At 37.7% G+C, this 19,173-nt stretch carries 22 protein-coding genes, 1 pseudogene and 1 riboswitch; of the genes and pseudogenes, 5 read left to right on the plus strand and 18 right to left on the minus strand.

Features of this window, described 5'->3' with window-relative positions; genetic code table 11:
• Positions 1-51: 51 nt before the first annotated feature.
• The 16 genes and pseudogenes from J2R98_RS13475 to J2R98_RS13545 form a co-directional block, all read right to left on the minus strand.
• Positions 52-864 carry a flagellin N-terminal helical domain-containing protein gene (locus J2R98_RS13475; RefSeq protein ID WP_307069856.1) on the minus strand — a complete coding sequence of 271 codons (813 nt, stop codon included), beginning with the start codon at positions 862-864 and terminating at the stop codon, positions 52-54.
• A gap of 125 nt (positions 865-989) precedes the next feature.
• Positions 990-1,217, minus strand: coding sequence for a carbon storage regulator CsrA (gene csrA, locus J2R98_RS13480; RefSeq protein WP_307069858.1), 228 nt, complete (start codon positions 1,215-1,217; stop codon positions 990-992).
• Positions 1,201-1,650 carry a flagellar assembly protein FliW gene (gene fliW / locus J2R98_RS13485; RefSeq protein ID WP_307069860.1) on the minus strand — a complete coding sequence of 150 codons (450 nt, stop codon included), beginning with the start codon at positions 1,648-1,650 and terminating at the stop codon, positions 1,201-1,203. Before fliW ends, csrA begins: the two co-directional genes overlap by 17 nt.
• A 20-nt stretch (positions 1,651-1,670) precedes the next feature.
• On the minus strand, positions 1,671-2,264 hold the full coding sequence (locus tag J2R98_RS13490; RefSeq protein WP_307069862.1) for a DUF6470 family protein: 594 nt from the start codon (positions 2,262-2,264) through the stop codon (positions 1,671-1,673).
• Positions 2,265-2,323: 59 nt separating this feature from the next.
• Positions 2,324-3,232, minus strand: a complete 909-nt coding sequence (flgL, locus tag J2R98_RS13495) for a flagellar hook-associated protein FlgL (protein ID WP_307069863.1) — start codon at positions 3,230-3,232, stop codon at positions 2,324-2,326.
• Positions 3,233-3,242: 10 nt separating this feature from the next.
• Positions 3,243-4,805 (minus strand): flagellar hook-associated protein FlgK, encoded by a 1,563-nt coding sequence (gene flgK / locus J2R98_RS13500; protein WP_307069865.1) that lies wholly within the window; start codon positions 4,803-4,805, stop codon positions 3,243-3,245.
• Positions 4,806-4,826: 21 nt separating this feature from the next.
• On the minus strand, positions 4,827-5,324 hold the full coding sequence (locus tag J2R98_RS13505) for a flagellar protein FlgN (protein WP_307069867.1): 498 nt from the start codon (positions 5,322-5,324) through the stop codon (positions 4,827-4,829).
• A 12-nt stretch (positions 5,325-5,336) separates the two neighbouring features.
• On the minus strand, positions 5,337-5,594 hold the full coding sequence (flgM, locus tag J2R98_RS13510; protein ID WP_307069868.1) for a flagellar biosynthesis anti-sigma factor FlgM: 258 nt from the start codon (positions 5,592-5,594) through the stop codon (positions 5,337-5,339).
• Between the two features lie 63 nt (positions 5,595-5,657).
• Positions 5,658-6,083: a TIGR03826 family flagellar region protein gene (locus J2R98_RS13515; protein ID WP_307069870.1), complete on the minus strand. Its 426-nt coding sequence runs from the start codon at positions 6,081-6,083 to the stop codon at positions 5,658-5,660.
• A gap of 73 nt (positions 6,084-6,156) precedes the next feature.
• Positions 6,157-6,828 carry a ComF family protein gene (locus tag J2R98_RS13520; protein WP_307069873.1) on the minus strand — a complete coding sequence of 224 codons (672 nt, stop codon included), beginning with the start codon at positions 6,826-6,828 and terminating at the stop codon, positions 6,157-6,159.
• Positions 6,825-7,931, minus strand: coding sequence for an ATP-dependent helicase ComFA (locus tag J2R98_RS13525; protein WP_307069875.1), 1,107 nt, complete (start codon positions 7,929-7,931; stop codon positions 6,825-6,827). Before J2R98_RS13525 ends, J2R98_RS13520 begins: the two co-directional genes overlap by 4 nt.
• Positions 7,911-8,189 (minus strand): annotated as a pseudogene (locus tag J2R98_RS14590) (DNA/RNA helicase); the annotation flags it as partial. The gene J2R98_RS13525 and the pseudogene J2R98_RS14590, both read right to left, overlap by 21 nt.
• Before the next feature lie 219 nt (positions 8,190-8,408).
• Entirely contained in the window at positions 8,409-9,353 is a 945-nt protein-coding gene (locus J2R98_RS13530) for a nuclease-related domain-containing protein (RefSeq protein ID WP_307069877.1), read from the minus strand.
• Positions 9,354-9,611: 258 nt separating this feature from the next.
• Positions 9,612-10,457, minus strand: a complete 846-nt coding sequence (locus tag J2R98_RS13535) for a DegV family protein (RefSeq protein ID WP_307069879.1) — start codon at positions 10,455-10,457, stop codon at positions 9,612-9,614.
• 116 nt (positions 10,458-10,573) lie between these two features.
• The gene (locus tag J2R98_RS13540) at positions 10,574-11,260 is read right to left on the minus strand and encodes a response regulator (protein ID WP_307069881.1); all 687 of its coding nucleotides are present in this window, start codon (positions 11,258-11,260) and stop codon (positions 10,574-10,576) included.
• A 130-nt stretch (positions 11,261-11,390) separates the two neighbouring features.
• Positions 11,391-12,530 (minus strand): sensor histidine kinase, encoded by a 1,140-nt coding sequence (locus J2R98_RS13545; protein WP_307069883.1) that lies wholly within the window; start codon positions 12,528-12,530, stop codon positions 11,391-11,393.
• A 178-nt stretch (positions 12,531-12,708) separates the two neighbouring features.
• On the opposite strand from J2R98_RS13545, the gene J2R98_RS13550 reads away from it, so the two are divergent.
• Positions 12,709-13,347, plus strand: coding sequence for a YigZ family protein (locus J2R98_RS13550; RefSeq protein WP_307069885.1), 639 nt, complete (start codon positions 12,709-12,711; stop codon positions 13,345-13,347).
• A gap of 14 nt (positions 13,348-13,361) precedes the next feature.
• The gene (locus tag J2R98_RS13555; protein ID WP_307069888.1) at positions 13,362-14,348 is read left to right on the plus strand and encodes an LCP family protein; all 987 of its coding nucleotides are present in this window, start codon (positions 13,362-13,364) and stop codon (positions 14,346-14,348) included.
• A gap of 260 nt (positions 14,349-14,608) precedes the next feature.
• On the opposite strand, the gene J2R98_RS13560 is transcribed toward J2R98_RS13555, so the two are convergent.
• Positions 14,609-16,090 carry an APC family permease gene (locus tag J2R98_RS13560; protein WP_307069890.1) on the minus strand — a complete coding sequence of 494 codons (1,482 nt, stop codon included), beginning with the start codon at positions 16,088-16,090 and terminating at the stop codon, positions 14,609-14,611.
• Positions 16,091-16,333: 243 nt separating this feature from the next.
• On the opposite strand from J2R98_RS13560, the gene J2R98_RS13565 reads away from it, so the two are divergent.
• The gene (locus J2R98_RS13565) at positions 16,334-16,888 is read left to right on the plus strand and encodes a clathrin light chain (RefSeq protein ID WP_307069892.1); all 555 of its coding nucleotides are present in this window, start codon (positions 16,334-16,336) and stop codon (positions 16,886-16,888) included.
• A gap of 126 nt (positions 16,889-17,014) precedes the next feature.
• Positions 17,015-17,097, plus strand: a riboswitch (cyclic di-GMP riboswitch).
• 18 nt (positions 17,098-17,115) lie between these two features.
• Positions 17,116-17,253 (plus strand): anti-repressor SinI family protein, encoded by a 138-nt coding sequence (locus tag J2R98_RS13570; RefSeq protein ID WP_307069894.1) that lies wholly within the window; start codon positions 17,116-17,118, stop codon positions 17,251-17,253.
• Between the two features lie 39 nt (positions 17,254-17,292).
• Here J2R98_RS13570 and J2R98_RS13575 read toward each other — a convergent pair whose 3' ends face one another.
• Positions 17,293-17,736 carry an IDEAL domain-containing protein gene (locus tag J2R98_RS13575; protein WP_307069896.1) on the minus strand — a complete coding sequence of 148 codons (444 nt, stop codon included), beginning with the start codon at positions 17,734-17,736 and terminating at the stop codon, positions 17,293-17,295.
• Between the two features lie 217 nt (positions 17,737-17,953).
• Between J2R98_RS13575 and J2R98_RS13580 the strand changes: the two genes are divergently transcribed.
• Entirely contained in the window at positions 17,954-19,039 is a 1,086-nt protein-coding gene (locus J2R98_RS13580) for an AI-2E family transporter (protein WP_307069901.1), read from the plus strand.
• Positions 19,040-19,173 lie beyond the last annotated feature (134 nt).

Here is a 19,173-nt window from a genome sequence, read left to right on the forward strand (position 1 = left end):
AAATAATAAAAACCACCTTTCAATTTTATGAAAGGTGGTTTTATTTATAAATTAACCGAGTAATTGTAAGACTGACTGTGGTTGTTGGTTAGCTTGAGCTAACATTGATTGTGAAGCTTGAGATAAAATGTTAGCACGAGTCATTTCCATCATCTCAGAAGCCATATCAGTATCACGGATACGAGACTCTGCAGCTGATAGATTTTCAGATGCGTTGTCTAGGTTAGAAATTGTGTGCTCTAAACGGTTTTGTACAGCACCAAGGCTTGAACGTTGTTCAGAAACAGTTTCAATTGCTTCATTAATAGTTGTAATTGCTGCGTCTGCGGCATCTTGTGTGGAGATGTCAATTTCCTCTACTCCAACACCTTCTGCACTCATATCTTCAATTGAAAGTTCAATGCTTTGACCTTCATTAGCACCAATGTGAAATACAGCTTCATCAAGAGTACCATCTAATAACTCTTGGCTGTTAAACTCAGTGTTTTCAGCAATACGATCAATTTCAGCTTCTAATTCTTCCACTTCAGCTTGTAGTGCTGCGCGATCTTCTTCTACGTTTGTATCGTTCGCAGATTGTACTGCTAGTTCACGCATACGCTGTAAGATGTTATGTGTTTCATCTAGCGCACCTTCTGCAGTTTGGATCATTGAAATTCCATCTTGTGCGTTACGGCTTGCTTGCTCTAAACCTTGGATTTGACCACGCATTTTTTCTGAGATTGATAGACCAGCTGCGTCGTCACCAGCACGTTTAATTCGCATACCTGAAGATAGTTTTTCCATAGCTGACTGTTGTTCGCTTTGGTTGATTCCCATTTGACGATGAGTGTTCATCGCCGCAATATTGTTGTTAATAATCATTACAAATTCCTCCTTGAATATGTTTGTTTGCCACGTCCTTGTGGCTTTTAATTAACAGTCATTTAGTCGGCCGACGTTTGACTGGTATCCTTACATTTATAATATCGACAAGCTTTTAATAAGTTTTAGTCTTTTTTGGGATTTTTTAATAGATTTATTGTATTTTTTGATAGTTGACTTGCTTCTTGGTTTTCTTGGGTGATTTGTTGGTAAACTTCTTTCCTATGTATATCAACGTGTTTGGGAGCATCAATGCCAAGTTTTATTTGATCTCCATCAATCGATAAAATTTTAATTTCTATATCATCACTTACTTGGATTGATTCGCCTTGTTTCCTAGTCAGAACTAGCATGTTGATGCTCCCCTCCTTTAATTGAGTGTTTTGTATGGTAGCTTGGGTGGTTTAGTGAAATTTGTTTTGCTTTTTTACTCTCGTTATTAATAACAACTGGTGCTTGGAGGTTGTGTGTTGATGTCTCAAACGGTTCTTTCAAAGTAACAATCGACCAAACAGAGATGTCTTCTGGCTTTTTTACATTTAATTGTTCTACTGTTGAATCATCTAGTTTGAATTCATAATCTGGCTGAATTAAAAATGGATTGGTTACAACAAAAGCAAGTGATTCTGTTTGTGCAGATTGTAATACTTTAAAAGCGGGGTTTCCTTCTAAATCTAGTAAGGTAAATTGTGTCTCGTTTTGAAAGCCTGGTAGCCCACTTTCAAAATGAATTAAGTCTTCTTTGTTTATTTCTATACTTCCAAAATATACTGTTTCAATCTTCATAGGTCTAATCAACCCTTCTGTTAAATTTTCATATCAAGCTGTTGCGCTCGGAAAGTTTCCATATCAACTTCGATTTCAAAGTACGGTTCCTGTGCTAAATAAATATCGAGTTGTCCAGGTGTGTAATCAATGATCGGTTCATTTGCTCGTGCTTCGATTATCGGATCATTTTTTTGAGCATTAACTTCAACATTACCTGGATCGTAATCAATATCGACAGCAAAATACGAAGATGGTATAAAACCAATCGTAAAGTCTTGACGCTCATTTGGCATATTTCGTTTAGCAATTCGCGGAATTGCATCTCCACCATTTTCAATACGTTGCATTTCATTACCTTCTCGTGCCCGTCTAGCCATGCCTTCTATTGCTTTTTGCATACCTTCATTGGCACTGTTAGAAATTGATTCATCAATACTAATAATACCCATGTCGCGCCAGGCTGCGGTTTGATCAATTGTTAACTTAGATGGTGTGTGAGTAATTTGAAGGTCAGCTTCAGGTTGGCTTATTTGCAAGTCCGCTTCACGCTGATCAATTTGCAATTGTCCATCTGTTTGATCAATCGCGATTTGCCCTCTTTGAATGTGATATTGAATTGGAGGTAGTTGCATATATCTTCCCTACTTTCCTAACTATGTAGAAAAGCTATCTGCTTTCACAGATAGCTAAATTAGTTTAAGAAATCCATTAATGTTGGTTGAAGTACGCGCGCACCTGCTCCAAGTGATGCACGGTGTACGTTTTCTTGCATTTGCAGGTTCATAATCACTTCTGACATATCAGCATCTTCATTATTAGATTTTAGTTGGTTCGTTGTAACTTTTTGTTGTGATAGACGGTTTTCAATCAAGTCAGCGCGATTCATACGAGCACCTAAGTCCGCACGCTCGTTCACTAAGTTTTGATTATGGTCATCTAATTCATCTAGAAATTGGCTCACTCTAACTTCAGCGCCATCTTCACCTTCTTCTAAGTCACCGCCTCTTAGAGCGTCAACAACTTCGTCCAAACTATTAAACATCTCGTCTGAAAATGCATTCTCTGGATTAATATTCGACTGAATATAAACGCCATCAGACACTTCAATTTCAACTGCATCATCATTAGCATTTTCTGACGTTCTATTACCTTCTTCATCAATGTCGAATCGCGGCTCTAAAGTGTTCGCACCGTTGAAAATGTACTTATTATTAACTCTAGAATTCGCTAATTCAGTAAGGTGATTTTTAATTTCTTCTACTTCACTCGCCATATTAGCACGGTCATCACCGTCGTAAGTGTCGTTACTAGCTTGTACAACGAGTTCACGAATTCGTTGCAGACTCTGCCCCGCTTCATTCATCGCTTCATCAGATGTATCCATCCAACTTCTTACTTCTGACATGTTACGCTCAAACTGTTCAACTTTTGAAAGCTCTGAGCGATAGTCAACACCTTTCATTGCTACAACTGGATCATCTGAAGGGCGGTTAATTTTCTTACCAGTTGATAGTTGTTCCATCGAGCGTTGCATTTCAGCACTGTTTTGTCTTAAGTTATTAAGCATATTATTGTTTAACATGTTTTGTGTAACGCGCATTACGATTCACCTACCTTCCGACAATACCCATTTGGTTAATAACGCGATCTAGTGTTTCATCGACGACTGTCATACTACGTGCTGCAGCGTTGTATGCATGTTGGAATTTAATCATGTTCGACATTTCTTCATCCAATGATACACCGCTAATTGATTCACGATTATTGTTTACAGACTCACGTAAGTCAGATGTGTTTTGTGCCATTCTGTTAGCTTCTTGGGCTTTTACACCTAAGTCACCAATTAATGCTTCATAGTATTTTTGGGTTGATTGTCCACCAAGTTCATCCAAATTTTGGTCTTTTACATCGGATAGAGCCCTTGCATTAGAGCCATCACCTGGTTGCCCGGTTCCACTAGCTGCGATTAAATTTTCATTATCCAAAATATCTTCGGAAACTGAAATGGAAGCAGCGGCATTTTCTACATCATTAAGTTCGTTAAAGAAAATACCACCTTCATCACCATTTAAGTCAAACCCTTGTTCATGTTGGGCGTTGAATTCATTAACAAATGCATGTGCCATTTGATTTAAGCCATCAAGCATTTCTACATAATCTCCTGCATAGATTGGATTACCTTCATCATCTGTTTCACCAGAGTCATATCCATTTGCATGAATTAACCCTTGTAATTTACCTGGTGTATTAAAATTGCTTGCTTCGATTGTTTGCTCTACATCAACTTGACCATCATCACCTATTGGGCCAATTCCAACACTTGAGACAATCTCATTATTTTCACCAGTAAACTGTACGTCTAACCCGGCCATATTATTTTCAGCGTCAATTAATGTTCCTCCGTCAACCTCGGCACCATTATGATCTATTAAATTGATAATCGCTTGTCCTTCTGCACTTTCTTTTGAATGGCCACCATTGGATTCATAGGAAACATCAATGTTGACGAACTGAGATAATTCATCAATTAACACATCTCTACGATCATAAAGGTCATTCGGTAAATCACCATTCGGCTCGACACGACTAATTTGGTCATTAATTTGTTGAATTTGATTAACTAGTGTGTTGACTTGACCAGAATTTGTATCCATTTGGTTTTTTAGCTCACCTTGAACGTCTGTCAGTTTCTCGTGTAAGTGGTGGAACGTTTCTGATACAGCTTGTCCACGTTGTTGCATAACACGGCGAGCACCACCATCTTCAGGATTCGTGGCAACGTCTTGAATCGATTCCCAAAACTGATCCATCGTGCTTGCAAGACCAGAATCACTTGGTTCATTCATAATATCTTCCATACGTTTTAAGGCTTCTGCTTTACTTTCGTAGTAACCAGCTTGGTTGTTTTCAGCTCGATATTGGAAGTCTAAAAACTGATCGCGAACACGTTCAATTTGGCCTGCTTCAACACCTGTTCCAAGTTGGCCTGCAAGTTGCGGGGCGTTTCGTGCTGGCATTGGAAAGGCTTGAGATGCTTCGAAATTGACGCGTTGTCTTGAATAACCTTCTGTATTCGCATTAGAAATGTTATGACTCGTTGTATGTAACGCGGATTGTTGTGTAGCGAGTGCTCTTCTTGCTACTTCCAATCCGTGGAATGTTGATGTCGCCATTGGTTACGCTCCTCTCGTGAACTATGCTTTTGAATCAAATACTGAACGATCTGTCGTTTGGTTTGTTTGCTGTTGTGGTTTTCGGTAATTTAAGTCTTTTTGATATGTTGGTTTTATTAGGTCTAACGTCAATTCAAGATACTGTAAAGACTGATGTGTTAAATCACGGTTTAATTGTTCTTGTTGTTTTAAGTTAGCTAATACATAGACTAACTTTTCATACAACGATTCAAGACGCTCTTTCTGCTCGCCGTCTTGAATGTACTCAATCATATTCGTGATCGTCTGCTCTTCGTCATTTAAATCATTTTGTTGGAACCATGCATCTGTTTCTTGAACACGTTTTGCTTCAAGCTGGTCGATCGCTTGTGCATGTTTACGCTCTGTTATTAAAAGCTCATTGAATGTCTCAAGATCATTATTTTTTAGGCGTTCTGTTTTATCTTGAGACAATTGATATAAGCTTTCATTTAGTTGTTGAATCTTTTCTAACTTCTCAATAATGGACTCGATTAACAACGGAAGTCCTCCTTAACCGCGATAAAATTCTAGTAATTTCTCAGCTGTCTTTTTCAAATTAACGTCATATTCTCCATCTTGAACTTGTTGCTTAATCGACTGAACATGATCTTGACGTGCCTTTTCAATCGAATTACCTTCTTGCATCGCTTTAGCTTTATTCGAGATCTCAACCTTATCTGATTGTTGGTTAGATTGCTTAGCCGGTTGGTTCTGCATTTGCTTTTGGTATGGGTTTAAATGTGGTTTGTTAGTCGGATTAATTTTCATCCTTCTCACCCCTTTATTGAACGAACATTTCTCTTTATTTTATCGGTCTTTTTGCTAGGATGTTTAGTTTCTCCATTTATTTTCTTTGTCAACATTGTAATAAACTTGTTGACGCTTATTTTCGTTTTCTTTTTCAGCGATTGTTTTTTCTTCACTTTGTTGTAAGTCAGTCTTTAAATCACCAGCACAATCTAAGCAAAGCTTTCCTTCATAAATCTGTGTATCGCAACGCTCGCATTGATAAGTTAAATTTGGGAAAGTGCCAGGCTGAATTCTTCTTTGTCTTAGCCATTTTTGAATTAATGACTTTTCGACTCCTGTTTCTTCAGACACTTTGTTCATCGTCGCTGTACGATTTTTCTTTTTTCTGATGAAAACATAAACTGTTTCAAACTTTTCTTCTTCCTCTTGAAAGCATGTCTGACATACTGTTTGTACTCCTTTGACGAAAAGCTCACCACAATTTGGGCAGTTCGCTAATTCTCCCATCCTGATTCCTCCTCGATTTTCTTCTATCTATTATATCGGCAACTATTTTTATTTACAAAGTGGTTCAGGAAAATTAGCTTCGGATTAAAGTTAAAGATTGGACATGTTCGGCACCCGCCTCTTTTAAAAGTGATGCAGCTTGGCGAATGGTTGTGCCAGTCGTGTAAATGTCGTCAACTAGAAGGATCGATTCGGGTGGCTGTTCTTTTAGTTGGAAAGGGTTATTGGAGAAAACTCGTTCACGCCTTGATTTCTTTGATTGTTTTTGGCCATCTTGACGGGTGAGGAGTTGGTGGATTGGTTCATTTAATAGGCTCGCGATTGCTTCGGCTTGGTTGAACTGTCTAATTGTATAGCGGTCTTCGCCTAGTGGGATGGGGACTACTAAAAGATCTTGGTTGTTAAATTGTTCGTTAAAAGATGTGCGGACACTCTTTTTCCAAGCGTTAATCATTTCATAATCTCCGCGGTATTTAAAGCGTGCAATCAAGTCTTTCATATAATCGTTGTATGTATATATGGAAACATTTCGACCTAGAGGGTCTTCGCCAAAGTGTTGTTCCCAGCGGAGGCAGTCGCCGCATTTTTCATTATCGGTGGGTTTCATACATTTTTGGCAATGAGGGTGAGTGATTTTATCGAGTTTTTCTTCACAGTGGTCACAAATGGTGCGGTATTGTGGATTCAAAAAGTTACTCCACGTTGTGTCTTCTTTAATTGATGTTAAACATAGGTAACAAATCATATATTGCACCTCTTGGCTTCTTTATTTTTTAAAATGGTATAGTTGCGCGCTTGGATCATCGCATTGGTCTTATATTCGTAGAAAAAGGTAACATCGCCTGTCGGGTCGCTAGCGCTTCGGCCTGCACGACCAGCAATTTGGATGAGCGCTGCTTCGTCAAACACATGGTGGTCCGCTTGAATGACCGCTACATCAATGGACGGGAAGGTAACGCCACGCTCTAAAATCGTTGTCGTAATCAGAGATTGGAAGGCACGTGCACGGAACTGTTTTATTAAATACTCGCGATCAGGACTTTCGGCGTGGACATAAGGCATGTTTAGCTTTTCTGCTAGTTTTTCAGCGAGTTGAATCGTCGGTGCGAACAGTAAAAAGCGGCGGTTGGTCGTTTGTTTTTCTTTGATCCACTGAGTGATTTTAGGTGGCAGTACGCCTTTCTCAAGCTTGTCGTTCAGACGGAGGACTGCTTGGAATGTTGGTGTCGGAATCGGGTGTCCGTGGTAACGGCTAGGAATTGAGACTGTTGGAATTTGTTTCGTTGCGATTTGAAGTTTGTGAGATCGTCTTGGAGTAGCGGTTAAGTAAATTTGTGTGCTATTAGGTTTGGACGCGCGGGTGACTGCTTTCGGTAGTGTTTTGTCACGGTGGTAAGGGAATGCATCGACCTCATCAACGATCATGAGGTCAAAAGAATTCTCATAGCGTAGCAGTTGATGAGTTGTTGCGATCACTAAATGATTGTTCTGGTCGCGCTCGGTTGAACCACCGTACAATGCAGACGAGTGAATCGTTGGAAAGTCACGACGTAATCGTGGCGCAAGCTCCCTTACAACATCAGCACGTGGTGTCGCAACGCACACTCTCTTATTTTGCTTGATCGCTTCTTGGATCCCGGCATAAAGCATTTCTGTTTTACCAGCACCACAAACGGCATAGATTAATAGCTTGGATTGATTGTTGACGGCTTCAACCATTTTTTGTGACGCCTTTTCTTGTAACGGGGTTAGGATCCCCTTCCATTTAAGAGGGTTCATGACTTTGTGACGCATTGGGTGTGTACCGGTCCACCTATAGAGCGATTCTTTTGTGCTTACTCGCCCCATCTGAATACACTTTTTGCAGTAGGTGATCGGGGCGCGGGCGTGTTGTGGAATTTTACCGAATAGGGATTGATTTTTGTTGAAGCAACGGTTGCATTCGTGAAAGTTGAGGGTTGAGCGGATTCCGTCGACTTCTTGTAGGTAGTTTTGGTCTATTAGGTATTGAAATCGATGCTCTGATAGATTGAGTTCATGTTTGAGTAATAGTTTAGTAGAAAATTTCCTTGCGAGGTCTTCTATTAATGGGGGAGTTGTTGTCATAGGATTGGTCCTTTCTCTGAAGATTTATAGATACAGTGGGCGTGGTGGTAAGCATTTATCAGCGCTCAGAGTTTTTTATCAGCGCTCGTTGAATATTTATCGGCGTTCGTACATTTTTATCAGCGCTCACGGAATATTCATCGGCGTTCAAACAAATTTATCGGCGCTCGTAAATATTTATCAGCGCTCACACGAGTTGATCAGCTCTTGTCTCATAAGCTAGGATAATGTATAAACTCTCGACTTCCTCTCCCCTACATAAGAGGAGCACGTTTTCTTCAACAATCTTTTGGCTACATCATTTGGTACTTGAAGAAACTCTCTAGCTTGTTTATTTTTAATTTCACTCTCGAAGATCAGCTTGTACTCTTCTAAGGCATTTATATGAGCATTAGGATCTTTGTGCTTACAGGATGGGCATCTCCAGTTACGATTTATACGTTTCATCATATATTTTTTACAATTAGTACACCAAACGCCATTTCTAATATGTTCCTTCTTAACATTACATTCTTTCATGATGTCGACTTCTTTAGGTTGATGTTTGGTTTTTAGCATCTTTCCTACATTAAGTAATTCATCATTTGAGAATATAGGCGTGGTATATTTTTGTTCTAACTCGGATACTCTCCATGGAAGGCGTTGGCTGATAATTAGATCTGGCTGGTGGCCTTCAATTTCTAAAACTGCATCTTGGTGTGAAAAGACGACTAACGTGTGGATCGGAGGAACAGTGAATCCAGATGGTTCAAGGAGTTTCTTTAGTTTAAAACGCTGAATTCTCGCTTGGATAAACGGATCGCCATAATGTTCATAAGTTCCATCACTTTTAATGCACTTAAGCACTCCGGTTTCCGTGTTGTACTTGATGAGGCCAGCATTATTTTTCACTTCGATTATAAGGAAAAAGTTAGGGAATAGTATTAAATGGTCAATTTGGAAAGTGAATTGCCGTTCTTCGACACGGAGGCCATGTAAATAGATGGCGTTTTGTGGTAAGAAGTTGAAATAATAATTTAGCGATCGCTCTCCATCATAGCCTGACTTTTCACGGCGATATCGGTCGCGAACATTTTGATAAACTGGGGAATGTTTCATTAGACGAGGGGCGATTACTTCTAGCTGAGCTAGACTCGAGGGTTTTTGTTGAGGTAATAAAATCATTTCATAGAACACTTCCTTTCTAAAACAATATTATAGTTAATTTTTTATAAAAAGAGAAGTGTTTTGGATTAATTTTGGGGATCGGTTAGGTATTTTTATTGGTGTTCAAGATTTTTTATCAGCGTTTGCATATGATTTATCGGCGCTTACGATTTTTTATCAGCGCTCACGTAAATTTATCGGCGCTTGTGCATATTCTCAGCGCTCACTAACTCCAACAAAAAAAACGCAGATGAGCTTGTCTCATCTGCGTACCTTTTATTTAACTTTATACCAACCTAAGCCGATGCCGCCTTCTCCGAGGTGTGTGCCGATTACTGGTCCGAAGTAGCTAATAGTAAATTCTACGTTTGGATATTTTTCGGATAGCTCGTCTTTCCACTTCTTCGCGATTTCTTCTCGTTCGGCGTGGATGATAACAGCTTTCATTTCATCAGCTTCATCTGCCGCTTCTTTTAATAAGTTTTCCATACGTTTGTATGCTTTTTTGCTCGTACGGATCTTTTCGAATGGGACGATTTTTGTATCTTCGAAGTGAAGTAAAGGTTTCACTTGTAACAAGCTACCGACCATTGCTTGTGCACCTGTTAAACGACCACCGCGTGCAAGGTGGCTTAAGTCGTCTACCATGAAGTATGCACTCATGTCTTGTTTCATTTCTTTAAGACGATTTAAAATTTCTTCAGGTGTTGCACCATCTTGGGCCATTTGAGCCGCTTCTAGTACGTAAAAGCCTTGTGCCATACAACTTATTTCAGAATCAAATGGATGAACTTCTAAACCTTCAACCATATCACCTGCTGAAACAGCTGCTTGGTATGTTCCACTAATTCCACTTGATAAATGGATTGAAACAACGGCGTCATAGTCGTTGGCGATCTCTTCAAATTTCGTTGTGAAGTCCCCTACAGACGGCTGGCTTGTTTTCGGTAAATCTTTTTCCGTTCTTACTTTTTCGTAAAACTCTCTAGTTGTAATATCAACTAATTCACGATAACTTTCATCACCAAATGTAACACTGAGCGGCACCATATATATATTCCAATGATCTAATTGTTCTTGAGGTATGTATGCCGTGCTATCAGTTAAAACAGCTGTTTTCATACCATCGACCTCCCTAATCCATATTTTACAATAACGTGTACTTTTTTGCATCGGTAATTTTAAATATCGTACATAAAAGAAAAAATCACCACTCACAATTTGTGAGTGGTGTCTTTCTACCTTACAAGTACCCAGCCATTTTTAATCGCTGTAACGACAGCTTGCGTTCTGTCATTCACATTCATTTTCTGAAGAATGTTAGATACGTGGTTTTTCACCGTTTTTTCACTAATATAAAGGTCTTCTGAAATCCCTCTATTGCTGCGCCCATCTGTCATCAATTGTAAAACTTCACATTCACGGCGAGTAAGTAGATGAAGGGGCTTACGATATTCGATATACTCAAATGCTGCGTCTTGGCTTTCGCCACCAACATTTGAAAGTCGGCGATATTCTCTTATTAACCTGTGCGTCACTTTCGGATGGATATATGATCCACCTTTGCTGACGACTTTAATGGCGTTCACTAGTTCTTCAGTATCCATTTCTTTCAACATATACCCTAGTGCACCAGATTTAAGAGCGTGTGTAACGTAAGATTCATCATCATGGATTGATAGAATAATGACTTTAAGGTCACCGTGCTGATCGATTAATTGTTTAGTAGCCTCTACTCCATTAACATCCGGCATGTTTATATCCATAATAACGACGTCTGGTTGATTTTCCTCGATAACGGCTAAAGCTTCTGATCCATCGCTAGCTTCAGCAACGACGTTAAAATCTTCCTCAAACTCTAAGATGCGCTTAATTCCTTCTCGGAAAAGTTTATGATCGTCTATAAGAACGATATTTGTTGACATGTTACTCCTCCTTCAATCCTAATCGTTACTCAAGCCGCTCTTTATCCCCCGTAAAATAATAATATAATTATACTACAATTAAGGTTATCTAGGTACTATTTCATGCAAATTTATTAAATAACTTGAATTATTAATAAATAATCGGCAATGAAATCGATACTTTAGTCCCTTTACCCTCTGTAGACTTAATGTCCATTTGACCATTTAACATTTCAACACGCTCACGCATTCCTGTTAAGCCAAAAGAATTTTCTTTTTTCTCATCGACATTAAACCCTTTCCCATGATCAACAATATGGATGTTCAACTTATTATAGGCTTGTTCAAATTGCACTTGAATTAAGCTCGTATTAGCATGTTTAATTGCATTTTGAACACCTTCTTGCACTAATCGGAAAGCAGCTGCTTCAAATTTTTGTGAGTAACGATCTCCGTCTTTGTTTGGTTTAAATTCAACTTTTAGTTTGTGATATTCTTCAATTGTAGATAAGTATTTTCTCAATGTCGGAACTAGACCTAAATCATCTAACGCCATTGGTCTTAAGTCATAGATAATTCTTCGCACTTCATACAAAGCACCACGAACCATTTCCTTAACGTCTTTCATTTCTTTCAAGGCTTCGTCAACGCCACGCTCACGAATTGTTTTCTGTACAATATCTGAGCGAATCATAACATTAGCTAACATTTGCGCTGGGCCATCGTGAATCTCTCGAGATAATTTCCTTCGTTCTTCTTCTTGTGCATCGATAATTTGCAATCCAAATTCATACTTCTCTTTAGCTGAAGTGATTGCTTCATTAACATTCTGAAAATCATTAGTTAAGTAATTCAATACGACGTTAATTTTACCAATAAGGTTTTCTGTTCGCTCAATATTTTCATTTAAACCACGAATACGATGCTCTAACTCGTCTCGTCGCTTAATAAGTCCAACTTCTTGTTGACGTTGGACGACGAGCTTTGTTTGTAATTCATGCGTATCGCTATATGCTTTTTGAACTTGCTCTTCAGAATACTTACTAAAGTTTCGACTAACCTCTGTTAACCTTTGACGAGCTAACTTTAACCTTCGCTCCAATTGATCATTTTCATCAATCATTTTACTAACATCTTTACGAATTTGCAGAACTTCTTTAGCTAATTCTTGTTGTTCTTTACGCGCATTTTCACCGAGGTCAAATATTTCTTCTTTACTATTTGAAACGACATTGACCATCTCTTCGATGATTTTATTAAGGGCTTGGTCTTGTTCTAAAACTTTTGACATAGAGATTCCTCCACCATTATGACTATATTGTTCGTTTTTTATGCAAAAACTTTTGGGGGTTTTGATTTATTTTGTATTTTTTTATATTTCCCTGTAACTAAAACGGTATAAAATACGTCTATATAATTGCCCATCATATTTTGTTTATATATAATGATAGTTTAGGAGGATTATCATTATGTTAGAATATTACTTAACTGTAAAAAATGAAGGAAAACATGAAATCAATATACAAAAATCTCATTTTATCGGTCATATCAAACGTACCGAAACTGAAGAAGAAGCGCAAGCATTTATACAAAAAATCAAAAAAGAACACGCCAGTGCAACACACAATTGTTCTGCTTACATGATTGGTGAACAAAATTTAATCCAAAAAGCACAAGACGACGGAGAACCGAGTGGTACAGCTGGTGTGCCAATGCTTGAAGTTTTAAAACAAATGGACTTAAAGGACACAGCAATTGTCGTCACTCGTTATTTCGGTGGGGTTAAACTTGGTGCAGGTGGTTTAATACGCGCTTATTCCAATTCAACTTCAGAAGCGATCCGTCAGATTGGTGTTGTTAAACGATCTTTAATGCGAGAAGTTATTATTACTGCTGACTATGGTATGCTTGGAAAGCTTGAAAATGAACTAAGAAACCATGAGCAGTTAATTGAAAACATCGATTATGCTGAGCAAGTATCTTTCCACGTCTTAGTTCCAGTATCAGAGGTCGATTCGTTCAAGGGCTGGATTATTGATTTCACGAGTGATCAAGTTGAAATGCGTGATGGTGAGAAAAAATATATTGAGCGTGATATTCAAATATAAAAGGGGAATCCGGAATGAGTTTTAAGAAAAAATTATTAATCACGACACTAGTTACTTTCCTACTAGCAGCTGGTGGTGTTACCTATTACTTTTTCAACCTTTATCAAGAAGCTGAAAAAGCAGTAACAGAATCATATCAAGATCTTGAACGAGGCGAACACTCTGAACAACGTGAAGAAGAAGTTGACCCGAGTGAAGACAATATTTCTATTTTGTTCGTCGGTGTCGATGATAGTGATACAAGACAAGGTACGTCAAGCTTAGCAGACGCACTTGTTCTAGCTACATTTAACAAGGACGATTTATCAGTTAATATGGTTAGCATCCCACGTGATTCATATGTCGATGTTAGCTATCAGTATTCAAAGGATAAAATCAATCACACACATGGTTTTGGTGGGCTTGATGAAACCGTCTCAGTAGTTGAAGATTTATTAGATGTTCCGGTCGATTATTATGTTAGGTTAGATTTTATGGCGTTTGTCGATACCGTTGATGCTTTAAGTGGAATAGAGTTTGACGTGCCATACTATTTAGAAGAATTAGATAGTACTGACGAAGGAACGGTTGTTATTCACCCAGGTGAACAAACGTTAAATGGCGAAGAAGCGCTTGCGATGGCAAGGACGAGACAACACGACAATGATCTTGAACGTGGTAACCGCCAAATGGAAATACTTGAATCTATTATTGATCAAACTTTATCGTTTTCCTCTATTACCCGTTACAATTCGTTGATTGAATCAATTGGTGACCGAATGACAACGAATATTTCATTTAGTCAACTCGTTAGTTTACACGAATACGTAACAGGTAACGATGGACTTGAAATTGAACAGCACCAAGTTGATGGTAGTGATTTGTGGGTTAATGACATTTATTATTTTGATTTAGATGAACGTAGCATTAGTGATATTAGTCGAGAGTTACGAGCTCATCTACAAATTGATAGCCAATATGTTGAGGCAAAAGAAAATGAAGAAGAAGATCAAGGTCTTTAAAAGCTAGGGTTAAACTCTAGCTTTTTTTATTGCACCAAAGCTCTTAAAACAAAAAAAGGACCACCTAAATAAATTAGGTGGCCAAGAAAAAAGATAGCGTCTAATCAACCTTTATGATCGAGGTTAATTACATTTTATTATAGTTATATACCTTTTACAATCCTTTTGGCATTGATAAATAAATTCGAATATTGAAGAACAAATCAGTAAATAACCAAAAGTTTAAACAACTTTTTATAATAATTATAATCTAATAACTATTATTTATCTTGGTCTTTATTTAACTTGAACTTCTCTTCTCCTAAGATTAAGTAAGCTAACTCTTCTCTCGTGTATTTCATCAGCTCTTTCCGACGCCCAATATAGAAAATGGCACCAATTACAACCCAAACTAATAACGCAATTAGTGATTCAATCCCTAATGCGGCTGGTGATGCTGGATACAATAACAATATTAAGAATGATAAACTGGCAACCATCCCTAACAGTGTCACAACTTTTTTACCAGGTGAAACGATGTGTAATTCTGGGTCGTATTTAGGATCTTTGTCATTCCACCTCAATAGTTTATAAGCTGTGTACGTTGTGTAGAAAAAGGCGATCGATACACCGACTGATGACATATCTACAATCCAACCTAATACTTCACGTCCAAACCACGGTGCAATAATCGCAACAATCGCAGCAAAAATAATAGCAAAGTAAGGTGTATTATACTTCGAGTGTAAATTTGAGAACGCTTTCGGTAACACTTTACCTCTCGACATAGCGAATAACACACGACTTGATGAAATTAAGAAACCATTCAAACCAGTGAAAATCCCCATTGATAATGCCGTTGCTAGCACAATTAATCCACCTGTACCTAATACTTCTTGTACGACGACACCCGTTCCCCAAGCGTGGTTCGCTTCAGAAAGTTGCTGCCACGGCATGGCGACACCCGTTGCAACGATCATTAATGAATAAATGGCTGCAGCAAAGAAAATAGCTAATACGATTAGCGTTAGTGCTTTTTTCGAGGAAAATTTAAATTCCTCTGCCGCTTGCGGTACGTTATCAAACCCAACGTAAGCAAACGGTGCGATCGCCACAATAGTTAATATGGCAGCAAGCGCGGATATTTCCGGTGTAAACACTGGCGTTAAGTTACTAAATGATGTCTCTCCACTTGATGTCATCCCGATTGTAATCGTTAAAACACCTGCGATTAATATAGCAACAAAAATAAATTGCAATCGACCTGAAATCGTCGTCCCTCTTATGTTTAATAATGTAAAAATACCAATTAATAAACTTGCTATAATAATTTCGGTTAAATAAACTTCCCAACCTGCAATTTCATAAACTTTAACTTGTTCGATAAAATTCGGAAAAATAAACTTAAGCATTAATGAGAACGCAGTTGCATTAAGTGCGACTATACATATGTAACCTAGCGTTAAAAACCACCCACTAATATACGCATGTAATCGACTTAAACCTAAAAAAGCGTAGGCGAACTCCCCGCCTGACACTGGGTAATTACGAATGAGCACGCCATAGCTAATTGCAATAATAATCATCAGCAATGCCCCGATTGTTAAACCTAAAATAACACCTAATGGACCGGCTTGACCCATCCAAGTGTCAGGCATAACAAACGATGCCCAACCGATCGACGAACCAAGTGCGATCGCCCATACCCAATGTGGTTTGAGTGTTTTGTCTAATTTCTTTCTTGTTAAATTCTTACCACTCACACAGAAAACTCCTTTATTGAATTTTTTTAAAACTTCGACACTTATTATCCCACACTGAAAATAGGTTTGAAAATAGGAACTTCCTTATTATTTGAGAGCATTTATAAGAATCTTCTCCTAACAACGGGCGGGATTTTATAGAAGAACAATATATGGTGAAAAATGACTTAAAATGTCTAAATTTGATGGTATAAATTTTAGCTAATTGGGCAACAATGCTTTCAGAAAGGCAGGTCGTCTACGATGCGCAAAACTTTTTTAATTATGACCTTTATTACCGCTTATGCCGTTTATCACTTCTCATTTCATTACTTGGACTTCTCGGGCTCACCCTATAACCATGAAGGAAATGAAGATGAAGTAGGTGAACATACATATGCCCAAATTAATGAAGAAGATTACTTGGAAGTTTCCTATTCTAACCAAGTCATTCATATGGAAGAAACAGATTTAGTTGCGCAATATGAAGATCAATTTAATGAATTAGAAGAATCAATCTTAAGTGATATTGAGTCATTGAAAGACGATATAATAGATGAAGTTGGGTCAGGTCAAAGTATTATAACCCAAGGGTTTAACCTATTGAAGTATGAACGCGAAGCAAATGAAATAGAAGAAAAAGCTGACCGACAGTTTGAAACACTTATAGCAGAAATGGAATCAGCAGCCAATGATCATTTAATTCCTAAACAAACAATCGATGAATTTAAAGAACAATATGAAACAAGGAAAGATCATATTAAGAATTCTATTTTCAAAGAGGTTAATAGTTGGTTAGAAGAAAGTGAAGCTTTTTGACATTTTAGGTTCTTTTATCCATGAAATTCAAAAACAACCTATTATTTTGTAGAAATTTTTGGATGAAAAGGGGCTATTAAATCATTGAAAATAACTATAGTATTATAGTTAGAATAATAATTTCGGTGTAGAAAAAGGCAAACCTTTTGAAAAAAGGGGACGCAAAGCTGTTGGTCTAAGGGGAAAACTATGATTGCAAGGCTACCTCATCTGTTGGGGGAATGAGTATGCGTACATTGGCTATGGAGATTCGTTTACAGAAGGGGCTTGACAACGAATGGGTTCAGCTAATGAAAGAAGCTAGAGAGGCCGGAATTAGTAAAGAAGACGTCAAAGAGTTTTTAGCATCAAACAAAGTAACTTAATAACTAAACGGGGTGGTGATCGCCACCCCGTTTAGTTATTTATTCATTTAAATATAAATAACCAGTCAACTCTAAAAACTGATCCTTATCTCCTTGCAATAGTGATTGATCAATTAGGCGATATACATTTTGCTCTACCAAATGAGATATGACTAAATCTACTTCTGCTTGTGTCACACGGGGCTGCTCGTCAAAATACTCGTCTGTAATATTATTTAACTGCTCTTCAAACGATTCAAACCTCATCAGTTTATAGAGTGGCAACTTAATATAGTTAACCCCTTTTTGAAACACAAATTGATCCTGTTTATTGACAATTTCACGATTGTAACGATCAATGACAATTTCTCTAGCCTCTAACGGAATGAAATGATATAGCTGGTCATCCATCACAACTGAAAAGTATTGGAAAGCTAATATAATACGGACAAACCGCTCATCTTTCTTAACATAATAAGGTTTTAACATTTTTACCGATTGCATGGCCACCACCCCAACATTAAAAGTTTGAATATTCTGTTTATTATAATTATGCACGAAAATCTAAAAAAATTAAAGAAAAACACATTTTAATTTACTCTAAAACTTATATAAACCGTCAAAATTAGATATAATAATAGATAATAGTTTCACATTTTTTTCCGCTATATTAGAATAGTAACAAATGGAGAGAGAAACCAAAGAGAGTTGGTGAGATTTAATGCCAGATGGAAAATGGTTTAGAATTGGTTACGGTATTATTTTAGTTTTCTTAATTGTTTTTCTAGCGACACAAGTTAGTTTTATTTTTCAGCCTATTTTTGTGCTTTTTCAAACCTTATTTATACCTATTATTATCGCTGGAATTTTATACTACTTAACCCGTCCTTTTGTGGACTTTTCATCAAAATACATACCAAGGCCGTTATCTGTTTTGTTAGTTTTCGTTGCAGGGCTTGGTATTGTTACAGGTTTAGTGATGGTCATTGCACCAGAGTTGCAACGACAATTTAACAATTTAGTTAACACATTACCGGATTTAATTGAAGATGCGAATCAAATGTTGTTAAGCATTCAAGCTAGTGACTGGTTTTCCCGCATATCACCAGAGGAGGATGCCATCACCGAGTTTTTTGAAGGGTTACAACAAAACATAGATAACATTCTTTCAACGATTGCATCACAAATTACGCACTATCTCGGTGTTGTCGCGAACATTTTAATTTCGATTATTGTCGTCCCTTTTATATTGTTTTACTTGTTAAAAGATGGCGAGCGTCTTCCGAAGCGTGTCATTGGCTTTTTACCGAAACGTTATAAAGTGGATGTTGAAGGTATTTTAGATGAGATGGATGATGCACTTAGCTCATACATTCAAGGTCAAATCATCGTAAGCTGTTTTGTCGGAGTGCTCGTTTTTATCGGTTACACGATCATTGACCTACGCTTTGCGCTTATTTTAGCGGTTATTGCTTTGTTTACAAACTTCATTCCGTTTATCGGACCGTGGATCGGGACAATTCCTGGCGTTATCGTCGGATTGTTAGAATCGCCATTCCAAGCATTACTCGTTATCATTATTGTTGTCATTATCCAGCAATTAGAAAGTAATTTAATCGCACCACAAGTTATGGGTAAGAAACTACAAATACATCCAATTACGATTATATTCCTGTTGCTATTTGCGGGACGATTCGGTGGAATTTTAGCGATGATTATTGCGGTTCCAACTTATGCAGTAGCGAAAGTAATCGTCAGCCACATCTATCGAATTATTAAATTAAGGAATAAAGATGCTTTCGAGTAAATGAAGCGAACGTCGAATGACGTTCGCTTTTTTTATGTTTGAGCGCTGATAAATTTTTGTGAGCGCTGATAAATTTTTGTGAGCGCTGATAAATTTTTGTGAGCGCTGATAAATTTTTGTGAGCGCTGATAAAT

Origin of the sequence: Alkalibacillus filiformis, assembly GCF_030814115.1 — a bacterium.
Classification (GTDB): domain Bacteria; phylum Bacillota; class Bacilli; order Bacillales; family Alkalibacillaceae; genus Alkalibacillus; species Alkalibacillus filiformis.